Source organism: Aeromicrobium sp. 50.2.37 (assembly GCF_024655735.1).
Classification (GTDB): domain Bacteria; phylum Actinomycetota; class Actinomycetes; order Propionibacteriales; family Nocardioidaceae; genus Aeromicrobium.
This window is the reverse complement of sequence record NZ_JANLGG010000003.1, coordinates 69,196-87,008: the sequence shown is the minus strand read 5'-3', so window position 1 is coordinate 87,008 and position 17,813 is coordinate 69,196. Positions and strand designations below refer to the sequence as shown.

General features: G+C 70.6%; 15 protein-coding genes. 1 reads left to right on the top strand and 14 read right to left on the bottom strand.

The genetic code is table 11. The annotated features are described in order from the left end of the window. Positions 1-138 precede the first annotated feature (138 nt). The 11 genes from NUV38_RS02890 to NUV38_RS02840 form a co-directional block, all read right to left on the bottom strand. Positions 139-2,913, bottom strand: coding sequence for a YncE family protein (locus tag NUV38_RS02890; RefSeq protein WP_257727667.1), 2,775 nt, complete (start codon positions 2,911-2,913; stop codon positions 139-141). Beyond that, on the bottom strand, positions 2,910-4,220 hold the full coding sequence (locus NUV38_RS02885) for a hypothetical protein (RefSeq protein WP_257727666.1): 1,311 nt from the start codon (positions 4,218-4,220) through the stop codon (positions 2,910-2,912). The genes NUV38_RS02890 and NUV38_RS02885 overlap by 4 nt, the downstream gene beginning before the upstream one ends. A gap of 105 nt (positions 4,221-4,325) precedes the next feature. Further along, positions 4,326-5,129: an ABC transporter permease gene (locus NUV38_RS02880; protein WP_257727665.1), complete on the bottom strand. Its 804-nt coding sequence runs from the start codon at positions 5,127-5,129 to the stop codon at positions 4,326-4,328. Further along, positions 5,126-6,112 carry an ATP-binding cassette domain-containing protein gene (locus NUV38_RS02875; RefSeq protein ID WP_257727664.1) on the bottom strand — a complete coding sequence of 329 codons (987 nt, stop codon included), beginning with the start codon at positions 6,110-6,112 and terminating at the stop codon, positions 5,126-5,128. The genes NUV38_RS02880 and NUV38_RS02875 overlap by 4 nt, the downstream gene beginning before the upstream one ends. Before the next feature lie 120 nt (positions 6,113-6,232). Then, the gene (locus tag NUV38_RS02870; RefSeq protein WP_257727663.1) at positions 6,233-6,676 is read right to left on the bottom strand and encodes a hypothetical protein; all 444 of its coding nucleotides are present in this window, start codon (positions 6,674-6,676) and stop codon (positions 6,233-6,235) included. Continuing rightward, the gene (locus NUV38_RS02865) at positions 6,676-7,698 is read right to left on the bottom strand and encodes an OmpA family protein (RefSeq protein WP_257727662.1); all 1,023 of its coding nucleotides are present in this window, start codon (positions 7,696-7,698) and stop codon (positions 6,676-6,678) included. The genes NUV38_RS02870 and NUV38_RS02865 overlap by 1 nt, the downstream gene beginning before the upstream one ends. A 4-nt stretch (positions 7,699-7,702) precedes the next feature. Beyond that, entirely contained in the window at positions 7,703-8,929 is a 1,227-nt protein-coding gene (locus NUV38_RS02860; RefSeq protein WP_257727661.1) for a pyridoxal phosphate-dependent aminotransferase, read from the bottom strand. A 46-nt stretch (positions 8,930-8,975) separates the two neighbouring features. Next, positions 8,976-9,524, bottom strand: coding sequence for a YbaK/EbsC family protein (locus NUV38_RS02855; protein WP_257727660.1), 549 nt, complete (start codon positions 9,522-9,524; stop codon positions 8,976-8,978). An 11-nt stretch (positions 9,525-9,535) separates the two neighbouring features. Continuing rightward, the gene (locus NUV38_RS02850) at positions 9,536-10,492 is read right to left on the bottom strand and encodes an RluA family pseudouridine synthase (RefSeq protein WP_257727659.1); all 957 of its coding nucleotides are present in this window, start codon (positions 10,490-10,492) and stop codon (positions 9,536-9,538) included. Next, positions 10,489-11,064, bottom strand: coding sequence for a signal peptidase II (gene lspA, locus NUV38_RS02845; RefSeq protein WP_257727658.1), 576 nt, complete (start codon positions 11,062-11,064; stop codon positions 10,489-10,491). Before lspA ends, NUV38_RS02850 begins: the two co-directional genes overlap by 4 nt. 46 nt (positions 11,065-11,110) lie before the next feature. Next, complete coding sequence (locus tag NUV38_RS02840; RefSeq protein ID WP_055965777.1) at positions 11,111-11,512, bottom strand: TraR/DksA C4-type zinc finger protein; 402 nt, start codon at positions 11,510-11,512, stop codon at positions 11,111-11,113. A 283-nt stretch (positions 11,513-11,795) separates the two neighbouring features. Here NUV38_RS02840 and ileS point away from each other — a divergent pair, with 283 nt between their 5' ends. Next, entirely contained in the window at positions 11,796-15,062 is a 3,267-nt protein-coding gene (gene ileS / locus NUV38_RS02835) for an isoleucine--tRNA ligase (protein WP_257727657.1), read from the top strand. A gap of 1,007 nt (positions 15,063-16,069) precedes the next feature. Here ileS and NUV38_RS02830 read toward each other — a convergent pair. The 3 genes from NUV38_RS02830 to NUV38_RS02820 all read right to left on the bottom strand — a co-directional run bounded on the left by NUV38_RS02830 (position 16,070) and on the right by NUV38_RS02820 (position 17,793). After that, on the bottom strand, positions 16,070-16,879 hold the full coding sequence (locus NUV38_RS02830) for a DivIVA domain-containing protein (RefSeq protein WP_257727656.1): 810 nt from the start codon (positions 16,877-16,879) through the stop codon (positions 16,070-16,072). A gap of 113 nt (positions 16,880-16,992) precedes the next feature. Continuing rightward, a complete protein-coding gene (locus NUV38_RS02825; RefSeq protein ID WP_257727655.1) occupies positions 16,993-17,292 on the bottom strand; it encodes a YggT family protein in 300 nt (99 codons plus the stop codon). A 6-nt stretch (positions 17,293-17,298) separates the two neighbouring features. Continuing rightward, positions 17,299-17,793 carry a cell division protein SepF gene (locus NUV38_RS02820; protein WP_257727654.1) on the bottom strand — a complete coding sequence of 165 codons (495 nt, stop codon included), beginning with the start codon at positions 17,791-17,793 and terminating at the stop codon, positions 17,299-17,301. Positions 17,794-17,813: the final 20 nt, after the last annotated feature.

Here is a 17,813-nt window from a genome sequence, read left to right as displayed (position 1 = left end):
GGGTGATGCGCCTCCAGACATGGCGGACGGACGGCCCCGAGGGGCGGAGGAGGGGAAGGACATCAGCCTACGTGACCCTCCCGACGCATCGGCCGAGGCACGCGGACCGCCCGGGCCGCCGAGGCGGCCCGGGCACGATCAGTCCTTCGGGGCGGCGGGCTTGTCGAGGGCGAACAGCCCCACGTCGAGCACTGGTCCCTCGGGCGGGTCGTTCGGGGCGTCCGGTCCGTACGTCGACGACCACGAGTAGTCGTTGCGGGTGAGGGCCACGCCGCCCTTCCACGGGGTCACGTCGGGCGAGACCTGCAGCCCGTTGCGGGCGTCGGCCCCGAGCTTCCACCGGCCGGTGATCTTCCCGCTCTTCGCGTCGATCGTCATGAGCTCGGTGCTCACCTCGTTCGACAACGTGACGAGCACCGAGCGTCCACCGTCGGTGAGCTGCAGGTCCTCGGACAGGTAGGTGCCGCGGCGTGCCTTCTCCATCGAGGTCTCGATCGAGGAGGTGTCGACGGTCCAGAGCATCTCGTCGTCCTCGAGGGAGTACCGGACGATGCCGCCGTTCTGCGTCATCACCACCGACCCGTCCTCGAAGCCGACCGAGGCGTAGCCACCCACGACGGCGCTCGAGAGGTCGAGCTTCGTCAGGTCGGGCTCGCCGTAGGCCCGCTCCTTCGTGCCGGTCTTGGCGACGACCTTGCCCGTGGCCGGGTCGAGCTTCACGAGGGAGTCCGACAACGTCGACTCCGGGCCCGTGTAGGTGCCGAACGTCACGCCGACCCAGAGTCCGTTCCCGGTGAACGGGGAGACGGTGTTGTCGGCGTCGGGCTTCTTGCCGAACAGGGCGGACGCCTTGGCGGACCACACCTTCTGGAACGTCGGGGCCCGGAAGGCCTGCACGGTCCAGTCACCACCCTTGGCGTCCTTCGCGGAGACGACGACGAGCGACGGGTCCTCCGGGGTGCGCTGCCAGTAGTACGGCGTGAGCCCGAGGTCGGCGACCTCCACGAGCCGGTCGCCGTCGACGCGGTTGATCGTGTCGTCCTCGGCGATCACGAAGTCGGTGCCGTCGTGGGTGACGATCCGCCCGACGGACTTCTTGGCCGCCGGCACCTCGACCTCGACCTGCGTGCCCTTGCCCGAACCGACCCTCATGAGGCCGGTGCACCGATCGCCCTCGCGGTACGAGAGCAGGATCGACGTGGCTTTGCGGTCGGGGTCGGACGCCGAGCAGACCCTGACCTCGGGGTCGTCGCCGAGGGTGCCCTTCCAGGTCTTCTTGCCCTTCGTGTCGTACGCCTGCAGGCGGTTGTCCACGTAGGTGACGACCGCCGAGCCGGTGTAGACCGCGCCGACGGACGACGTGGCGTCGGGGTCCTCGGCCTCGATGGAGGCCAGCGGCTCGGCGTCGACGTCGATCGGGCCCGCGGTGGGCACGGGACGGTCCTGCGGCGCGACCTCCTCGCCGGGCTCGGGGAACGTGAAGACCCCGATGTCGAAGAGGTCGCCCTCGGGCTCCTCGAGCTCACCGAAGCCGTCGAACGTCCGCTGCCAGGCCTCGAAGTTGCGAGTGAGCACGAGCCCGTCCTCGTAGAGGGTCGCGCCCGGCTCCACCTGGAAGCCATTGGCGTACTCCTCCGGCAGGGGCCACCGTCCGACGAGGGTGCCCTTGGCGGCGTCGACCGCGATGACCTCGGTGGTCGTGTCGTTGCTGACGGTGGCCACGAGGTACCCGTCGGCGGTCAGGCCCTGGGGCAGCACGGTCCGCAGCGGGAACCGCTCGTCGGAGGCCTGCTCGAGCTGCGTCAGGTCGAGCTCCCACGTCTGCTTCTTCGTCTCCAAGGAGTAGCGCGACAGCCCACGGGCCTGGGCGAAGATCATCTCGCCCTTCTTCCCGACGGCCAAGGAGCGGTCGAACTGGTTGGCGGCGCTCGCGAGGTCGAACGTGCCCTCCTCCAGCGGCTTCTCCGGGGGCGACGTGGGCGCCTGGGCCGTGCCCACGGGCTTGCCGCTCGCGGGATCGAGCTTGGTCATGTGGTAGGTCGTGCCGATCTGCTGCACGGCCCAGGTCGGGTCGCCCGGGGAGAGCGAGACCACGCAGTCGGACGCCTGGTCCGGGAAGGCGGTGGCGCCCGGCGTGGTCCAGACCGGCTCGAACGAGGGCAGCTCGTAGGCGTCGACGTTGCACTCGGGGTCGCTCAGGCGCGACCCGACGAGCAGCGTCCCGTCGGCGGACGGGAAGAGGTCGAAGTAGGAGTCGTCCTTCAGCCGGGCGATGGGCTCGGGCTCCTTCGCGGCCGAGCGCCACACGACACCGCGCATGTCGATGAGGTAGTCCTTGCCGTCGACGGTGAGCAGGTTCTCGAACGCCCCACCCGCCGACTCGCCCTCGAAGGTCACGCCCAGGTCCTGCTCGACCATGTTCGAGAGGACCTTGCCGTCGGCCACGCGGACGGTCGCGACGGACGAGCAGTACGAGCCGTCGCCGTAGACCACGGTGAACTGCTTGACGGCCCGGTCGGGCTGGGACACGAAGCAGACCGAGCCTCCCTTGAGGTCGAGCTTGGCCGTCCAGAGCTGGTCGCCGGACTCCAGGTCGTAGCCGGAGATGTCGTCGACGGAGTAGCCGACGGCCGTCGACCCGCTGATGAACGCACCGGAGCGACGCTCGACGAGCGCGGTGTCGAGCGAGCCGACCTGCTCCTCGAGCTCGTCTGCGGCGGCGAACAAGGCCTTGGCCTCCAGGGCCGGCCCGGTGGCGGGCCCGGCAGCGGCGGGCGGCTTGTCGGGCAGCGGGAGCGAGGCCTTCTCGTCCTCGTCGTCGCCCCCCGAGCACCCCGCGAGCAGGAGTGCGCCACACACCAGCAGCGCCGAGGTCGTGCGGACGCCGCTGCGGAGTCCCCCGAGGTTCGTCATGCGTTCAACCACTTCCTGGTCGCGTCGAACAGGTCGCGGGTGCGACCGTCGAGCTCTCCACCGACACCGCTGCCGTCGCTCCCGCCGTAGTAGTGCTCGGCCTCCTCGAAGACGGCCGATCGGCCGCGCCGGTCCTCCACGTAGGCGAAGACGGCAGCGGCGCTCACGTAGTTGCCGTAGCGCGCGTCCGGGTCCTTCGAGTAGAAGGACTCGCGCCCCTTCGAAGCGTTCTCGACCGCCTTGACGAACGATCCGAAGCGGCCGCGGATGCGAGCGCCGTCCTGCGCCATCAGGCGACGTGCGCCGCGGTCGCCCCACGTGGCCAGCCCCTCCGCGGTCCACGACGGGGCACCTCCGCCGGCGAGCCACTGGTTCGCGAGAACGTGCACGGCCTCGTGGCAGCAGACGTCCTCGAAGTCAGGACGCGACAACGACGTCTGGTGCATCCCGACGCGACCGGTGCCGAGCGGCAGCCCCTTCACCGACGCGGCCTTCTTCTGCCCCTTCGCCAGCTCCTTCGGGTCGACGAACGGGTGGTAGTAGGCGTGGGCGTCAGCCTCGCCGAGAGCGACTCCGCCCCACAGCTTGCCGTCGATGGCCGGCCAGGTGAGCGCGTAGAAGACCTTGTCGACGCCCTTCGGCCGTGGCATCAGGTCGAAGGCGCGCTTGGCGCCGGCCTCGATCGTGCCGGAGATGCGCTTGGCGGTGGCCGCGTCCTTCGAACGGAACGCGAGGTAGGTGTGCTTGGTCTCGATCGCGTCGATGTCGGCGACGTCCCAGAAGGACGGGTCGTAGCTCTCCTCCGGCTCGCCGATCCTCAGCAGCTCCAGCGGGGACTTCTCGTCCGCCTTGCGGAAGCTGGCCCGGTAGGTCTCCACCACCTGCTGGCCGTCGGCACCGCGGACCTGGTGGGCGAAGACGAGGTCGCCGTCGTACTCGACGATGCCGCCGGCACCGTTGCGGGTGCGCCCGCCCGGCACGCCCACGTACCACTCGCCGTCGATGAAGCCCAGGCGACCGAAGTTCTCGAAGCGCCGGCTCCAGCGCGCGCGCACGTCGTCGAGGGAGTAGTCGTCCCCCTTGATCACCTGCAGGAGCTTCTCGACGTCCCCGGTCCCGAACGCAGTGTTCAGCTGCTCGCTCAGCGCGGCCACGTCGTCCTGCGTGACCGCGTTCCCGGCGTTCGGGCGAAAGATCTTCGGGCCCTTCGTCGCCTCACCGCCGGGCTTGGAGCCACCCGACGAGCACGACGCCACCAGCAGGCCGGCGGAGCCGATCAGAAGGGTCCGACGATCCAACGCGCTCATGCTGCTCCCCGACGTGGTGGTGTGACGTGCGGCCCGATGCTAACCGCTGCCGACGCGCCACGCGTGACTTACGGGAGATCCATCCCGGTTCGTCCCTCACGGCCCTCAGCGGGAGCTGGCGATCGTGTACTGACGGATCGAGAGCGGGACGAAGACGGCGAGGATCAGCACGACCCACAGGAGCGTGTACAGCACCGGGTTCTGCATCGACCACGCGTCGGGCACTGGCACCGAGGCGCTGGTGTTGCCGAACAGCTCGCGGCACGCCTGGGTGACGGCCGAGACCGGGTTCCACTCCACGAACGGCCGGAGGAAGGAGTTGAAGCTCTCCGTGGGCACGAACGCGTTGGAGACGAACGTCAGCGGCATGATCACGATGAACGAGGCGTTGTTGATGACCTCGACGCTCGGCACCAGCAGGCCGATGTAGCCCATGATCCAGCTGACCGCGTACGCGAACAGCAGCAGGAGCAGGAAGCCCGCGAGCATGTCGAGGACGCCCTCGCGTGCACGCCAGCCGACCAGCAGCCCGGTGAGCGCCATGATGATGAGCGAGAGGACGTTGTAGATGATGTCGGACGTCGTCCGCCCCACGAGCACCGCCGAGCTGGACATGGGCAGCGAGCGGAAGCGGTCGATGATGCCCTTCTGCATGTCCTCGGCCAGGCCCGCCCCGGTGAAGGTGGCCCCGAAGACCACGGTCTGGGCGAAGATGCCGCCGATGAGGAACTCGCGGTAGTTGAGGCCCTCCCCCGCGTCGATGGCGCCACCGAAGACGAAGGCGAACAGCAGCACGAACATGATGGGTGAGATCAGGACGAAGACCAGGATCTCGGGGACCCGCTTGATCTTGATGACGTTGCGCTTGGCGACGACCCAGCCGTCGCTCGCGACTCGGGCGGCGTTCATGCGGATGCCTCTTCCTGCTCGTCGGTCTCGGGAGCGGGCTCGCGCTCGGCGGCGTGCCCGGTCAGGCTGAGGAACACGTCGTCGAGCGTCGGCCGCCGCAGCCCGATGTCGACCACGGCGACGTGCTCGTCCTGCAGGGCCTGCAGGACCGTCGAGAGCTGCCGGGCGCCGTCGGTGACGGGTGCGGCCACCCCGCGGCCGTTGGCGTCGACCTGGACGTCGCCGATGGCGACGCCGGCCAGGATCCGGGCGGCGGTGTCCCGGTGGGCGGGGTCGGCGACCACGATCTCGACACGCTCGCCGCCGGTACGGGACTTGAGCTCGTCGGCGGTGCCCTGGGCGATCGCGCGTCCGGAGTCGATGACCACGATGTCGTCGGCCAGCAGGTCCGCCTCCTCCAGGTACTGCGTGGTCAGCAGCAGGGTGGCGCCGGAGTCGACCAGCTCCTGGATGACGCCCCACATCTGCTGACGGGCCCGCACGTCGAGCCCGGTGGTGGGCTCGTCGAGGATGAGCACCGGCGGGGCGGCGACGAGGGCGCCCGCGAGGTCGAGTCGACGTCGCATGCCCCCGGAGTAGGTCTTGGAGGGCCGGTCGCCGGCCTCCGCGAGGTCGAAGCGCTCGAGCAGCTCACGTGCCCGGGTCCGCGACGCCGAGCGTCCGAGTCCGTACAGCCGGCCGATCATGTCGAGGTTCTCGAAGCCGGTGAGGTACTCGTCGACCGCGGCGTACTGCCCCGAGAGCCCGATGCGGGCCTTGACCCCGTCGGGGTCCTTCGCGACGTCGATGCCCGCGACCTCGGCCGTGCCGCCGTCGGCCTTCAGCAGGGTGGCGAGGATGCGGACCGCCGTGGTCTTGCCGGCACCGTTGGGCCCGAGGAGGCCGAGCACGGTGCCCTCGGGCACCGCGAGGTCGAGCCCCGACAGCGCCTCGACCCCCTTGTAGCGCTTGACGAGACCGGTCGCCCGGATCATGTCGGCCATGAGCACACCTTCCTGATGGTCCTCCGAACTGGAAGACCGCTGGGACGATCATGCCGTGTGCCACGGACAGAACGCATCAGCCGAAGGTCGCGGATCGCGAACCTCCTCGTCGCGGGACCGTCAGCCCTGCGAGGGCGGGGGCCGGAAGCCCGCCGTTCGCGCCGCCTCGGCGTCCCTGAACCAGACGTCCGCGGTCACCCGGGCGTGCGCCGGCGACCCGGGGAGGTAGTAGGTCAGGGAGTCGACGTTCGCCTTGACCTCGTACCCAGGGCCGGGCGATCCACCCCCGGGTCCGGGCAGGGCCGAGCCGCGGAACGGACCCGTCGAGCCCGGGGCGGGACGTTCCGGCTCTCGATCCGGCTGGACGGCCGGCCGCGGCCGGACCGGGTCCGACGAGCCGTACCGCGTCTCGGGGCCGGGGACGGTCCAACGGTCGGCGGGCGCGGTCGGGCCGGTACCGGGAGCGGAGCGTCGGCGCGAGCCGAGCAGCCAGCCCAGCGCGACGCCGAGAGCGGCGGCGAGCACCAGCCACACGACGATCTCGCCTGCGGTGTACACGGACATCAGCGTTCCTCCACTCGGAAGTCGACCCGACGGTAGAGCGGCGACCAGGGGTCGATGCCGCGATCGGTCCCCGAGCCGATCGCGGTGGAGACGAGGCGCCCGGCGGGGACGCCACGCGCCACGAGGTAGGCACGCACCACGGCCGCCCGGTCGGCGGCGAGCGAGTCTCCCCGCTCGGGGTCGGCGGGCCCGGCGTGACCGAGCACGTCGAGCGAGACGTCGGTGCGCGCCATCACGGCTGCGACGCGGTCCAGGTCGGCTCGACCTCGTGGGCCGAGCACGTCGCTCCCGATGCCGAAGGTGATCCGTGTGCCCTCGAGGACCTGGGCCTGCCGCGGACCGAGGCGCGTGGCTCCGGCCGCGAGCGAGACCCGCACGTCGTCGACCACCCGCTGCCGCTCCAGGGCGACCGTGACACGGGCGCGCGTCGTGGGGGCCGCGGTCGTCCCCTCGACCTCGAGCACGCCGTCGCGGATCGTCAGTCGCAGGTCGTCGACCTGCGCCGTGTCGTCGAGCACCGCACCGAGCGCCGGCCACCAGCGTGGCCTCGGGAGCGTGGTGTCGACGGCCAGGTCCACCGCCACCGGCACGCCACGCACCCTGGCCACCCGCCGACCGATCTCGTCGGCCAGGGCCTTGCTGGGCACCGCGCTGGAGAACGCCACCCCGGTGGGCGACACCTCGAGGGCGAGGTCGATGTCCTCCGCGGTCGGCGTCGGTCGCGGCGACGTGCCCACGTCGATCGGTCGCACCTCCACCGAGCGCACCCCTGGCACGTCCTCGACGGCGTCGACGGTCCGCTGCACCACCGCGTCCGACGCCGACCACGGGTCGATGCGGACCTCGCGGCCCGTGACCTCGACGCCGACCTGGTCGGGGGCCGTCGACTGCACGGCCCGCTCGACCTGCGGCGTGAGCGACCGGCCGACGTCGCGGGTGCCGACGACCGCGCCGCTCACCACCACGACGACCAGCGCACCGGCCACCGCCCACGTCGCCGTCGTGCGCGTCCCGGAGTCCACGCCGTCAGTCCTGTCGATAGCTGCTGAGGAAGTTGCCGAGTCGTTGGATCGCGTCGCTGAGGTCAGCGGCCCAGGGCAGCGTGACGATGCGCAGGTGGTCGGGCTCGGGCCAGTTGAACCCGGTCCCCTGCGTGAGCAGGATCTTCTCGGCCAGCAGCAGGTCGAGGACGAGTTGCTGGTCGTCCTTGATGGGGTGCACCTCGGGGTCGAGCCTCGGGAACACGTAGAGCGCACCCTTGGGCCGCACGACGGAGACCCCGGGGATCTTCTCCAGCTCCGCGACGGCCGTGTCGCGCTGCTCGACCAGACGCCCACCGGGGAGCACCAGGTCCTTGATGCTCTGGTAGCCACCGAGCGCCACCTGGATCGCGTTCTGCGCGGGCACGTTCGGGCACAGCCGCATCGACGCCAGGAGGGTGATGCCCTCGAGGTAGTCGCGGGCGCCCTCCAGCGGACCGGTCACCACGAGCCACGCCGCCCGGTAGCCGCACACGCGGTAGGCCTTCGACAGGCCGTTGAAGGTGAGGGTGAGCACGTCGGGGGCGATCCCGGCCATGGAGTGGTGCTGGGCGTCGTCGTAGAGGATCTTGTCGTAGATCTCGTCGGCCATGAGGACCAGACCGTGCCGGCGGGCGAGGTCGGCGATGCCGGCGAGCGTCTCCCGCGAGTACACCGCCCCCGTCGGGTTGTTGGGGTTGATGACGACGATCACCTTCGTGCGGTCGGTGATCTTGGACTCGAGGTCCTCGAGGTCGGGGTTCCACTCGTTCTGCTCGTCGCAGCGGTAGTGGACCGGCGTTCCTCCGGCGAGGTTCGTGACCGCGGTCCACAGCGGGTAGTCGGGGATCGGGATGAGGACCTCGTCGCCGTTGTCCAGCAGCGCCTGCAGCGCCATCTGGATCAGCTCGGAGACCCCGTTGCCGATCCACACGTCGTCGATGTCGATCGCCGGGAAGTCGTCGACGAGCTGGTAGTGGTGCACGACCGCCCGGCGAGCGGACTGGATGCCGCGGGAGTCGGAGTAGCCGGCCGAGCCGGGCAGGGCGGCGATGACGTCCTGGAGGATCTCGGCGGGCGCGTCGAAGCCGAAGGGCTGGGGGTTGCCGATGTTCAGCTTGAGGATGCGGTGGCCCTCGGCCTCGAGGGCGGCGGCACGGGCACTGACGGGTCCACGGATGTCGTAGAGGACATCCCTCAGCTTCTCGGACTGGCGCACGCGCTGGCTGGACATGCGCTCATCTTCCCAGACCGGTCGGGCTCCCCGGCCACGACGTGGCTCAGGCGCGGCGACCGAGGTCGTCGACGACCTCGACCCCCGGCACACGGGGCAGGACCGAGCCGTCCAGGAGCAGCTTGGACGCCCGGACGCCCGAGCCCATGACCAGCACCGGCTGCGCGACGACGGCGGCGTCGACGAGCACCCGCCAGCCGTCCGGCAGGCCGAACGGGGTGATGCCTCCGTGCTCCATCCCGGTGCGCTCGACCGCGTCCTCGTGCGGCAGGAACGACGCCTTGCGCACGTCGAGCACGCGCTTGACCACACCGTTCACGTCGGCGCGGGTGGACGCCAGGACGACGCACGCGGCGACCCGCTCCTGCCCGTCACGACGACCGCCCACGACCACGCAGTTCGCGAGCGCCTCCGTCGGCACGCCGTAGGCCTCCTGGTTGGCGGCGGTGTCCGACAGTGCGGGGTCGATCGCCACCACGCCGACCTCGCGGTCGAGACCGGCCGCGGCCAGGGCCGCCACGACCGACGGAGCGGCCAGGTCGGGAGCGTCGGCCAGCGGCCTCGCCTCGAGGGCTCCCGCGAGCCAGTACCTCATCGTGGTGCTCCTCAGTCAGCACTGCGGACGACGTCGAGGGCCTGTGCGAGGTCCGCGGGGTAGGGGCTCTCGAAGTCGACACGCTCCCCCGTCGTGGGGTGCACGAAGCCGAGGTGCTTGGCGTGCAGCCACTGGCGGTCCAGGCCGACCCGGGCGGCGAGCGTGGGATCGGCGCCGTACTGCAGGTCACCGACGCACGGATGGTGCAGCGCGCTCATGTGCACGCGGATCTGGTGGGTGCGACCGGTCTCGAGCTTGATCGTCAGGAGCGAGGCGAAGCGGTGCGCCTCGAGCGTGTCGTAGTGGGTGATGCTCGGGCGGCCGTCCGCGCGCACCGTGAACTTGAAGTCGTGCCGGGGGTGACGCGCGATGGGGGCGTCGATCGTGCCGGTGTGCGGGTCGGGATGTCCCTGCACGAGCGCGTGGTACGTCTTCTCGACGGTCCGGTCGCGGAACGCCTGCTTGAGCACCGTGTAGGCCCGCTCGGACTTGGCGATCGTCATCAGCCCGCTCGTGCCGACGTCGAGCCGCTGCACGATGCCCTGCCGCTCCGGTGCGCCCGACGTCGAGATGCGCACGCCCGCACCCGCGAGGTGACCGACCACGGTCGGACCCTCCCAGCCGACGCTGGGGTGCGCCGCCACGCCGACCGGCTTGTCGACGACGACGATGTCGTCGTCCTGGAAGACGATGCTCATGCCCTCCACGACCTCGGCCACGACGGTGGCGGTGCGCGGAGCCGGGATGGTGGCCTCGAGCATCGCGCCGGGCTCGACCCGCTCGGACTTCTGCGGCACCTGGCCGTCGAGGAGCACGAGCCCGTCGGCCACGAGCTCGCTCGCACGCGTGCGTGAGAGACCCAGCAGACGCGCGAGCGCCGTGTCGACGCGCTCCCCCGCCAGTCCCTCGGGCACGGAGATCACGCGGTGTTCCTGGTGGGGCTCCTGGCCGTGGTCGGTGTCGCTCACGCGCGCTCCTTCGGGTCGGTGCGTGCGCCGTCGAGGCCGACGCCCTGCCAGGTGCGCACGACGACGAGGACGGCGGCGACGGTGAGATAGATGTCGGCCACGTTGCCCACGAAGAACCCGCCGTAGTCGATGAAGTCGACCACGTGGCCACGGAAGGGTCCGGGCTCACGGAGGATGCGGTCGGTGAGGTTGCCGAGCGCGCCGGCCAGCAGCAGCACGAGGCCCACGGTCCAGACCCGGTCGCGGAGGCGGGCGGCCATGCGCACGACCACGACGCACACCGCGACCGAGACGATGCTGAGGACGACGGTCATGGACGCGCCCATGCCGAAGGCGGCGCCGGGGTTGCGCAGGAAGGTCAGCTCGAGGACGTCGGGCAGGAGCCGGATCGGCTCGTCGCGGTCGGCCAGCCGCTCGACGGCCAGGATCTTGGTGACCTGGTCGACGATCCAGGCGACCGCCACGGCGGCGAGGAACAGCGGGAGCACGCGGCGGCGGGGCGCGGGCACGGCGTCGGAAGGCTCGGGCATCGCGTCGGAGGACTCGGGGACCGCGTCGGAGGATTCAGGCATGTCGTGGGTCATCGTCCCACGTGCCACCACACGAGCCGGGCTCGGCTCAGCGACGCTCCTCGCGCTGCTTGCACTCCTTGCACAGCGTGGCGCGGGGGAAGGCCTGCAGACGCATCTTGCCGATCGCCTCGCCACACACCTCGCACACGCCGTAGGTGCCCTTGCCGAGCCGGTCGAGGGCCTTCTCGGTCTGCAGCAGCAGCTCGCGCTGGTTGGCGGCGAGGGACATCTCGGCGTCACGCTCGAGGCTGTTGGAACCGACGTCGGCCTGGTCGTTGCCGGCACCGTCGACGCCGTCACGCAGCAGGTCCTGCAGCTCCTTGGCGGAGAGGTCGAGCTCCTTGCGCAGGCGGAGGAGGTCGTCCTCCAGCTCGACGCGGATGGCCGCGGTCTCGTCGGCGGTCCACGGATCTTCGTCCGCCCGCACGGCCAGGGTGGTCTTGGGCATGGCCAGACAGTAGACCCGGCGGGTCCACCGCACAACTTCGCCCTGTGCGCCGGCTCCCCCGTCTGCGGGGTACCCTGTCAGGCACAGCGTTCGAGCCGTCATCAGCGGCGAGCTTCCGGAAGAACCGGGCCCCTCGCGGGCCCTCAGTAGAACCGGACGGGTGGCCCGTCACAGCCGTTCGACGAGTGGTCGCAGCCGGCAGGTCCGGGGGTGGCAACCGAGGTGGTACCGCGGTCCTTCGGGGTCGTCCTCGAGCAGAGCAGACCACCGAGGAGCAGCCGCCATGACCTACCCGAAGGCTCAGACGGGCACCGACCAGCCCGCGACCGCCGTCCCCTCCACCCCTCGCTTCCCCGAGATCGAGGAGCGCGTCCTCGCGTACTGGAAGAGCGACGGCACCTTCCGGGCGAGCGTGGAGGCTCGCGACGGTGGCGCCGACGGCTCGAACGAGTTCGTCTTCTACGACGGTCCCCCGTTCGCCAACGGACTCCCGCACTACGGCCACCTGCTGACCGGCTACGTGAAGGACGTGGTCCCGCGGTACCAGACCATGCGGGGCCGCAAGGTCGAGCGCCGGTTCGGCTGGGACACGCACGGTCTGCCCGCCGAGCTCGAGGCCATGCGCCTCAACGGCATCAAGACGACCGACGAGATCGTCGAGATGGGCATCGACCGGTTCAACGAGGCCTGCCGCGCCTCGGTGCTGAAGTACACCGGCGAGTGGGAGGAGTACGTGACCCGCCAGGCCCGGTGGGTGGACTTCGAGAACGACTACCGGACCCTGAACCCCGAGTACATGGAGTCGGTCATCTGGGCGTTCAAGCAGCTGCACGACAAGGGCCTCGTGTACGAGGACTTCCGCGTGCTGCCCTACTGCTGGAACGACGAGACGCCGCTGTCCAACCACGAGCTGCGGATGGACGACGACGTCTACCAGAACCGTCAGGACCCGGCGGTCACCGTCGGGTTCCAGATCACCACACCGGGCGAGCTCGAGGGTGCGCGCCTGATGATCTGGACCACCACGCCCTGGACGCTGCCCAGCAACCTGGCGGTCATGGTCGGGACGGACATCGACTACGTCGCGGTGGAGCACGACGCCGGCGGGGGTGCCGGGCCACGGGCGGCGGATGGCACGACCCGGATGGTCCTGGCCGAGGCACGCCTCGGCGCCTACGCCCGCGAGCTCGGCGACGAGCCCACCGTGGTCTGGCGCGGCACCGGCGCCGACCTCCTCGGGCTGTCGTACACCCCGCCGTTCGGCTACTTCGCCGGTCACGAGAACGCGTTCCGCGTCGTGGCCGCCGACGACGCCGTGACCACCACCGACGGCACGGGCCTCGTGCACAGCGCCGGTGCGTTCGGCGAGGTCGACAAGGAGGTCACCGACCGCGAGGGCATCGTGGCCGTCATGCCCGTGGGCAAGGACGGCCGCTTCACCGTGCCGGTCACCGACTACGAGGGCATGCAGGTCTTCGACGCCAACCCGCACGTCATCGACGACCTGAAGAACGGCACCGGCTCGGTCTCCCCCGGCACGATCCTGCTGCGCCGCGAGACGTACGACCACTCCTACCCGCACTGCTGGCGCTGCCGCGAGCCCCTCATCTACAAGGGGGTGGAGTCGTGGTTCGTCCAGGTCACGGCGTTCAAGGACCGGATGGTCGAGCTGAACCAGCAGATCCGCTGGGTCCCCGACCACATCCGCGACGGCCAGTTCGGCAAGTGGCTCGAGAACGCGCGCGACTGGTCGATCACGCGCAACCGCTTCTGGGGCTCCCCCGTTCCCGTGTGGAAGAGCGACGACCCCGCCTACCCGCGGCTCGACGTCTACGGCTCGTTCGAGGAGCTGGAACGGGACTTCGGCACGCTCCCGATGAAGGACGGCGTCCCCGACCTCCACCGCCCGTACGTGGACGACCTGGTGCGCCCGAACCCCGACGACCCGACCGGCCGGTCGATGATGCGTCGCGTGCCCGACGTGCTCGACGTCTGGTTCGACTCGGGCTCCATGTCCTTCGCCCAGGTCCACTACCCGTTCGAGAACGGCGACTGGTTCGAGGATCACTTCCCCGCTGACTTCATCGTCGAGTACATCGGCCAGACGCGCGGCTGGTTCTACACGCTTCACGTGCTGGCCACGGCGCTGTTCGACCGTCCCGCGTTCGAGGCGTGCATCAGCCACGGCATCGTGCTCGGGTCCGACGGCAACAAGATGAGCAAGTCCCTGCGCAACTACCCCGACGTCTCGGAGGTCTTCGACCGCGACGGCGCCGACGCGATGCGCTGGTTCCTCATGGCGTCGCCGATCCTGCGGGGCGGCAACCTCGTGGTCACCGAGCAGGGCATCCGCGACTGCGTCCGCCAGGTGATGATCCCGCTCTGGAACAGCTGGGCGTTCCTCGGTCTCTACGCCAACGCCGCCGGCTACGAGGGGCAGCCGCTCACGTCGGCTCCGAGCGACCCGCTCGACCGCTACGTGCTGGCCAAGCTGGGCCGGTGGGTGCGCGACATGACGTCCCAGCTCGACGACTACGCGATCGCGGAGGCCTGCGAGTCGACCCGCGAGTTCCTCGACGTGCTCACGAACTGGTACATCCGACGCTCGCGGGAGCGCTTCTGGCTGGCCGACGCCGGCGCTGAGCTCACGGCCGAGCAGAAGGCGCCGTTCGACACGCTGCACACGGTCCTGGAGACCGTCTGCCAGGTCGTCGCCCCCCTGCTCCCCCTGACGACGGAGGAGATCTGGCGCGGTCTCACCGGTGGACGGTCGGTGCACCTCACCGACTGGCCCGACGCCGACGCCTACGTGCGCGACGACGCCCTCGTCGACGCGATGGACCAGGTCCGCGCCGTCTGCTCGACCGGTTCGGCGCTGCGCAAGGCATCGGCCCTGCGGGTGCGGCTCCCGCTCGCGTCGCTCGAGGTGGCCGTGCCCGATCCCGGCGCCCTCGAGGGCTTCGAGTCCGTGGTGGCCCGCGAGCTCAACGTGAAGCACGTGCGGCTGATCGCGGCCGACTCCGACGAGGCGGCCGCCCACGGGCTGACGTCGCGTCTGACCGTGCACGCCCGCGCGGCCGGACCCCGGCTGGGCAAGGACGTCCAGCACGCGATCCGCGGGTCGAAGACCGACGACTGGTCGGTCGCCGACGACGGCACCGTCACGTCCGGCGGCATCGAGCTGCAGGAGGGCGAGTACACGCTCGAGCAAGTGGCCGGGTCCTCCGGTGGCACGGAGATCGCGGTGCTGCCGGGCGGCGGCTTCGTGGCGCTGGACACCACGGTGACGCCGGAGCTGGAGGCCGAGGGCCTGGCGCGCGACGTCGTGCGCGGCGTGCAGCAGGCCCGGCGCGACGCCGGCCTGTCCGTCTCCGACCGCATCGCGCTGCACCTGGACGGCGACGACGCCGTGCTGGCCGCCGTCCGCACCCACGAGGCGCTCGTCGCGGGCGAGACCCTGGCGACCTCGGTCTCCCTGGGCGACCTCCCCGACGGCACCCCGATCGACGTCACCGGCGCGACCGCCCGCGTCACGGTCACGAAGGCCTGACCCACCCCGCCAGAGTGCGGGAGATTCCCAGGTCGACCTGGGAATCTCCCGCCGCGCACGGGTTTCTCACGTCCGCACGGCTTGCTCTCCGTGCTGGGGTGAGGTTCCCGTGCTGCTGCGGAGATCGGCTGGGTCCTGCCAGGCTGCTACGACGCTGTGGGTAGGTCTTCGCCTGTAGCCGCATCGCCGCGAGCACCGCTCCCCGGTCGACGTCGCCCCGCGGTGAACGTTCATCCTGCGGCTGCGTCGCTGTGACTCGGAGCCGGGTCGGCCTCCGAAAGGGCCTCGACCGGCGGCGGGGTCCGGAGTCGGACGAGCTCTCGGAGCGCGGCTGCCCGCGGACGCAAGATTCTGCGTTCGTGCGTGACGGGGCGAAGGATGCTGCGTTCGTGGTCGGATCCCGTCGTGGACGCAGCATCGTTCGGCTTCAGCACGCGAAGGCAGAATCCTGCGTCCATCCGGGGCGACTCGTCGACCGGTGGGCAGGGATTCTCCTTCTACGCGGACCGTTCCACGCGAAGGTAGAATCCCTGCCCGCTCGGGGCCCTCGTCGTCGCCACGATTCTCCCTTCACGAGGCACGGTCCACGCAAAGGAAGAATCGTGCGTGGATCCCGCACAGATGAAGAATCGTGGCCACGCCCCGCAGACCCACCCGGGTCGAGACCCCCTGCTCCGGTCGAGGCCCTTTCGGAGAACGACCCCACTCGGCGTCACAGCGCCGCAGCAGCGAGCGAAGGCCCAGCCGCACCCCGCAGACCCACCCGAGCCCAGACCCCCTGCCCCGGTCGAGGCCCTTTCGGAGACCACACCCACTCGGAGCCACAGCGACGCAGCAGCACGCGAAGACCCACCCACAACGACGAAGCAGCGGCGAAGACCCACCCACAACCACGCAGCAGCGGCGAAGACCCACCCACAGCAACGCAGCAGCACGCGAAGACCCACCCGGCGACGCACGAAGGCCCGCCACCGTGACGGTGGCGGGCCCTGCGTGGTGGCTGCGACTCAGAGCGAGGCGTTGCTGTCCTCGTCGCCGAGCAGCGAGCGCAGACGACGGGGCGAGCCGTCGTTCTGATTCTGCGCCGGGGCCGGGGTGTTCTCGTTGGCCGCGAGCTGGTCGAGCTGGCTCTGGAAGTAGTTCTTGAGCCGGGCCCGGTACTCACGCTCGTACGCCCGCAGGTGCTCGACCTCGCGCTGGAGCTCGTAGCGCTCCCGCTCGATGGCCGCGACCGCCTGCTGGCGACGCTCGTTCGTCTCGTCGTCGAGCTTCTGCGCGCGGATGCGGGCGTCGGTCTCGAGCCGGTCGGCCTTGCCGCGCGACTCGTTCGTCAGGCGCTCGGCCTTGGTGCGGGCCTCACCGACGATGCGGTCGGCCTCCTCCTTGGCCTGCTCCATCAGCTGGTCCGCGTTGTTGGACGCGATCTCCAGCAGACGTGCCGCGGCGGTGGACGCCTCACCCATGCTGCTGCGCGCGGGCGCAGCCGCCACGACGGGTGCAGGAGTGGGCTCCGGCTCGGGCTCGGGCTTCTTCTCGACGACCGGCTCCGGCTCGGGCTCGGGGGTCGGCTCGGGCTCGGGCTCGGCGGCCACGGGCTGCGGCGTCGGCTCGGGCTTGATCGCCGGGATCAGGCCGGTGGGCTCGCCGGTCGAGGCAGCGGCGACCTTGGCACGCAGCTCCTCGTTCTCGACGGTGAGTCGCTCCAGCTCGGCTTCGACCTCGTCGAGGAACTGGTCCACCTCGCCCATGTCGTAACCCTCGCGGAGACGTACCGGAGTGAAGCGCTTGTTGCGCACGTCCTCTGGCGTCAGGGGCATGAGTTCACCTCGTGTCGTGGTTTCGTCGCAAGATCTGTGGTTCTGACCCACCGTACTCGGTCACCGTTCACTGCTGCCACACCCGTCCCAGTCGAGCCGGATCCACCGGCACGTCACTGCACCATGGTGCGGTTGACGATCGCCTGCAGGATGTAGATGACGACCAGCAGGATCATCGGCGAGAGGTCGAGCGCCGCCCCACCCAGACGGATGGGCGGGATCACGCCACGGACCACGCGCAGCGGCGGGTCGGTGACGGTGTAGATGCCCTCGCAGAGGACCGCCACGGCCCCGCTGGGGCGCCAGGAGCGCGCCAGCAGCTGGACCCAGTCCAGGATGAACCGCGCGAGGAGCACGAGGATGCAGACGAGCAGGATGAAGCTGATGACCTGCCCGATGGAGTTCAGCGCCATGTCTCCCTAGCCGTGGTTGTAGAACCCGCCCGCAGCGATGCGCTGCTTGTCCTCGTCGGTCACCTCGATGTTCTCGGGCGACAGCAGGAAGACCTTGGCGGTGACACGGTTGATCGTGCCATGCACGGCAAAGACGAGGCCAGCGGCGAAGTCGACCAGGCGCTTGGCGTCGTCGTCGTCGATCTCGGAGAGGTTCATGATGACCGGCACGCCGGACCGGTAGTGGTCACCGACGGTGCGGGCGTCGTTGTAGGTCCGCGGCGTGACCGTCTCGATGCGCGCGAGCATCGACGGGGCCGGCTCGACGGCGCGAGGCGCGCGGCGGTGCTCGTCGATCGACGCGACCTGGGCCCGACGCTCGGGGGTGCGCACGACGGCGGCGCTGCGCTCGTCGTCGCGCCGGACGGCGATCGGCCCGGTGGGCTCGTCGTCGAACTCGTCGTAGTCGGCCTGCTCGACCAGGCCGAGGTACTCGCCTACTTTTCGCATTGCGCCAGCCATGATGTCTCCGTGGTTTGCAG

Bases quoted from the DNA above. Each gene is read 5' to 3' on its own strand.
- NUV38_RS02890 (WP_257727667.1), bottom strand. From the start codon at position 2,913: ATGACGAACCTCGGGGGACTCCGCAGCGGCGTCCGCACGACCTCGGCG.
- NUV38_RS02885 (WP_257727666.1), bottom strand. From the start codon at position 4,220: ATGAGCGCGTTGGATCGTCGGACCCTTCTGATCGGCTCCGCCGGCCTG.
- NUV38_RS02880 (WP_257727665.1), bottom strand. From the start codon at position 5,129: ATGAACGCCGCCCGAGTCGCGAGCGACGGCTGGGTCGTCGCCAAGCGC.
- NUV38_RS02875 (WP_257727664.1), bottom strand. From the start codon at position 6,112: ATGGCCGACATGATCCGGGCGACCGGTCTCGTCAAGCGCTACAAGGGG.
- NUV38_RS02870 (WP_257727663.1), bottom strand. From the start codon at position 6,676: ATGTCCGTGTACACCGCAGGCGAGATCGTCGTGTGGCTGGTGCTCGCC.
- NUV38_RS02860 (WP_257727661.1), bottom strand. From the start codon at position 8,929: ATGTCCAGCCAGCGCGTGCGCCAGTCCGAGAAGCTGAGGGATGTCCTC.
- NUV38_RS02855 (WP_257727660.1), bottom strand. From the start codon at position 9,524: ATGAGGTACTGGCTCGCGGGAGCCCTCGAGGCGAGGCCGCTGGCCGAC.
- lspA (WP_257727658.1), bottom strand. From the start codon at position 11,064: ATGCCTGAATCCTCCGACGCGGTCCCCGAGTCCTCCGACGCGATGCCC.
- NUV38_RS02840 (WP_055965777.1), bottom strand. From the start codon at position 11,512: ATGCCCAAGACCACCCTGGCCGTGCGGGCGGACGAAGATCCGTGGACC.
- ileS (WP_257727657.1), top strand. From the start codon at position 11,796: ATGACCTACCCGAAGGCTCAGACGGGCACCGACCAGCCCGCGACCGCC.
- NUV38_RS02830 (WP_257727656.1), bottom strand. From the start codon at position 16,879: ATGCCCCTGACGCCAGAGGACGTGCGCAACAAGCGCTTCACTCCGGTA.
- NUV38_RS02825 (WP_257727655.1), bottom strand. From the start codon at position 17,292: ATGGCGCTGAACTCCATCGGGCAGGTCATCAGCTTCATCCTGCTCGTC.
- NUV38_RS02820 (WP_257727654.1), bottom strand. From the start codon at position 17,793: ATGGCTGGCGCAATGCGAAAAGTAGGCGAGTACCTCGGCCTGGTCGAG.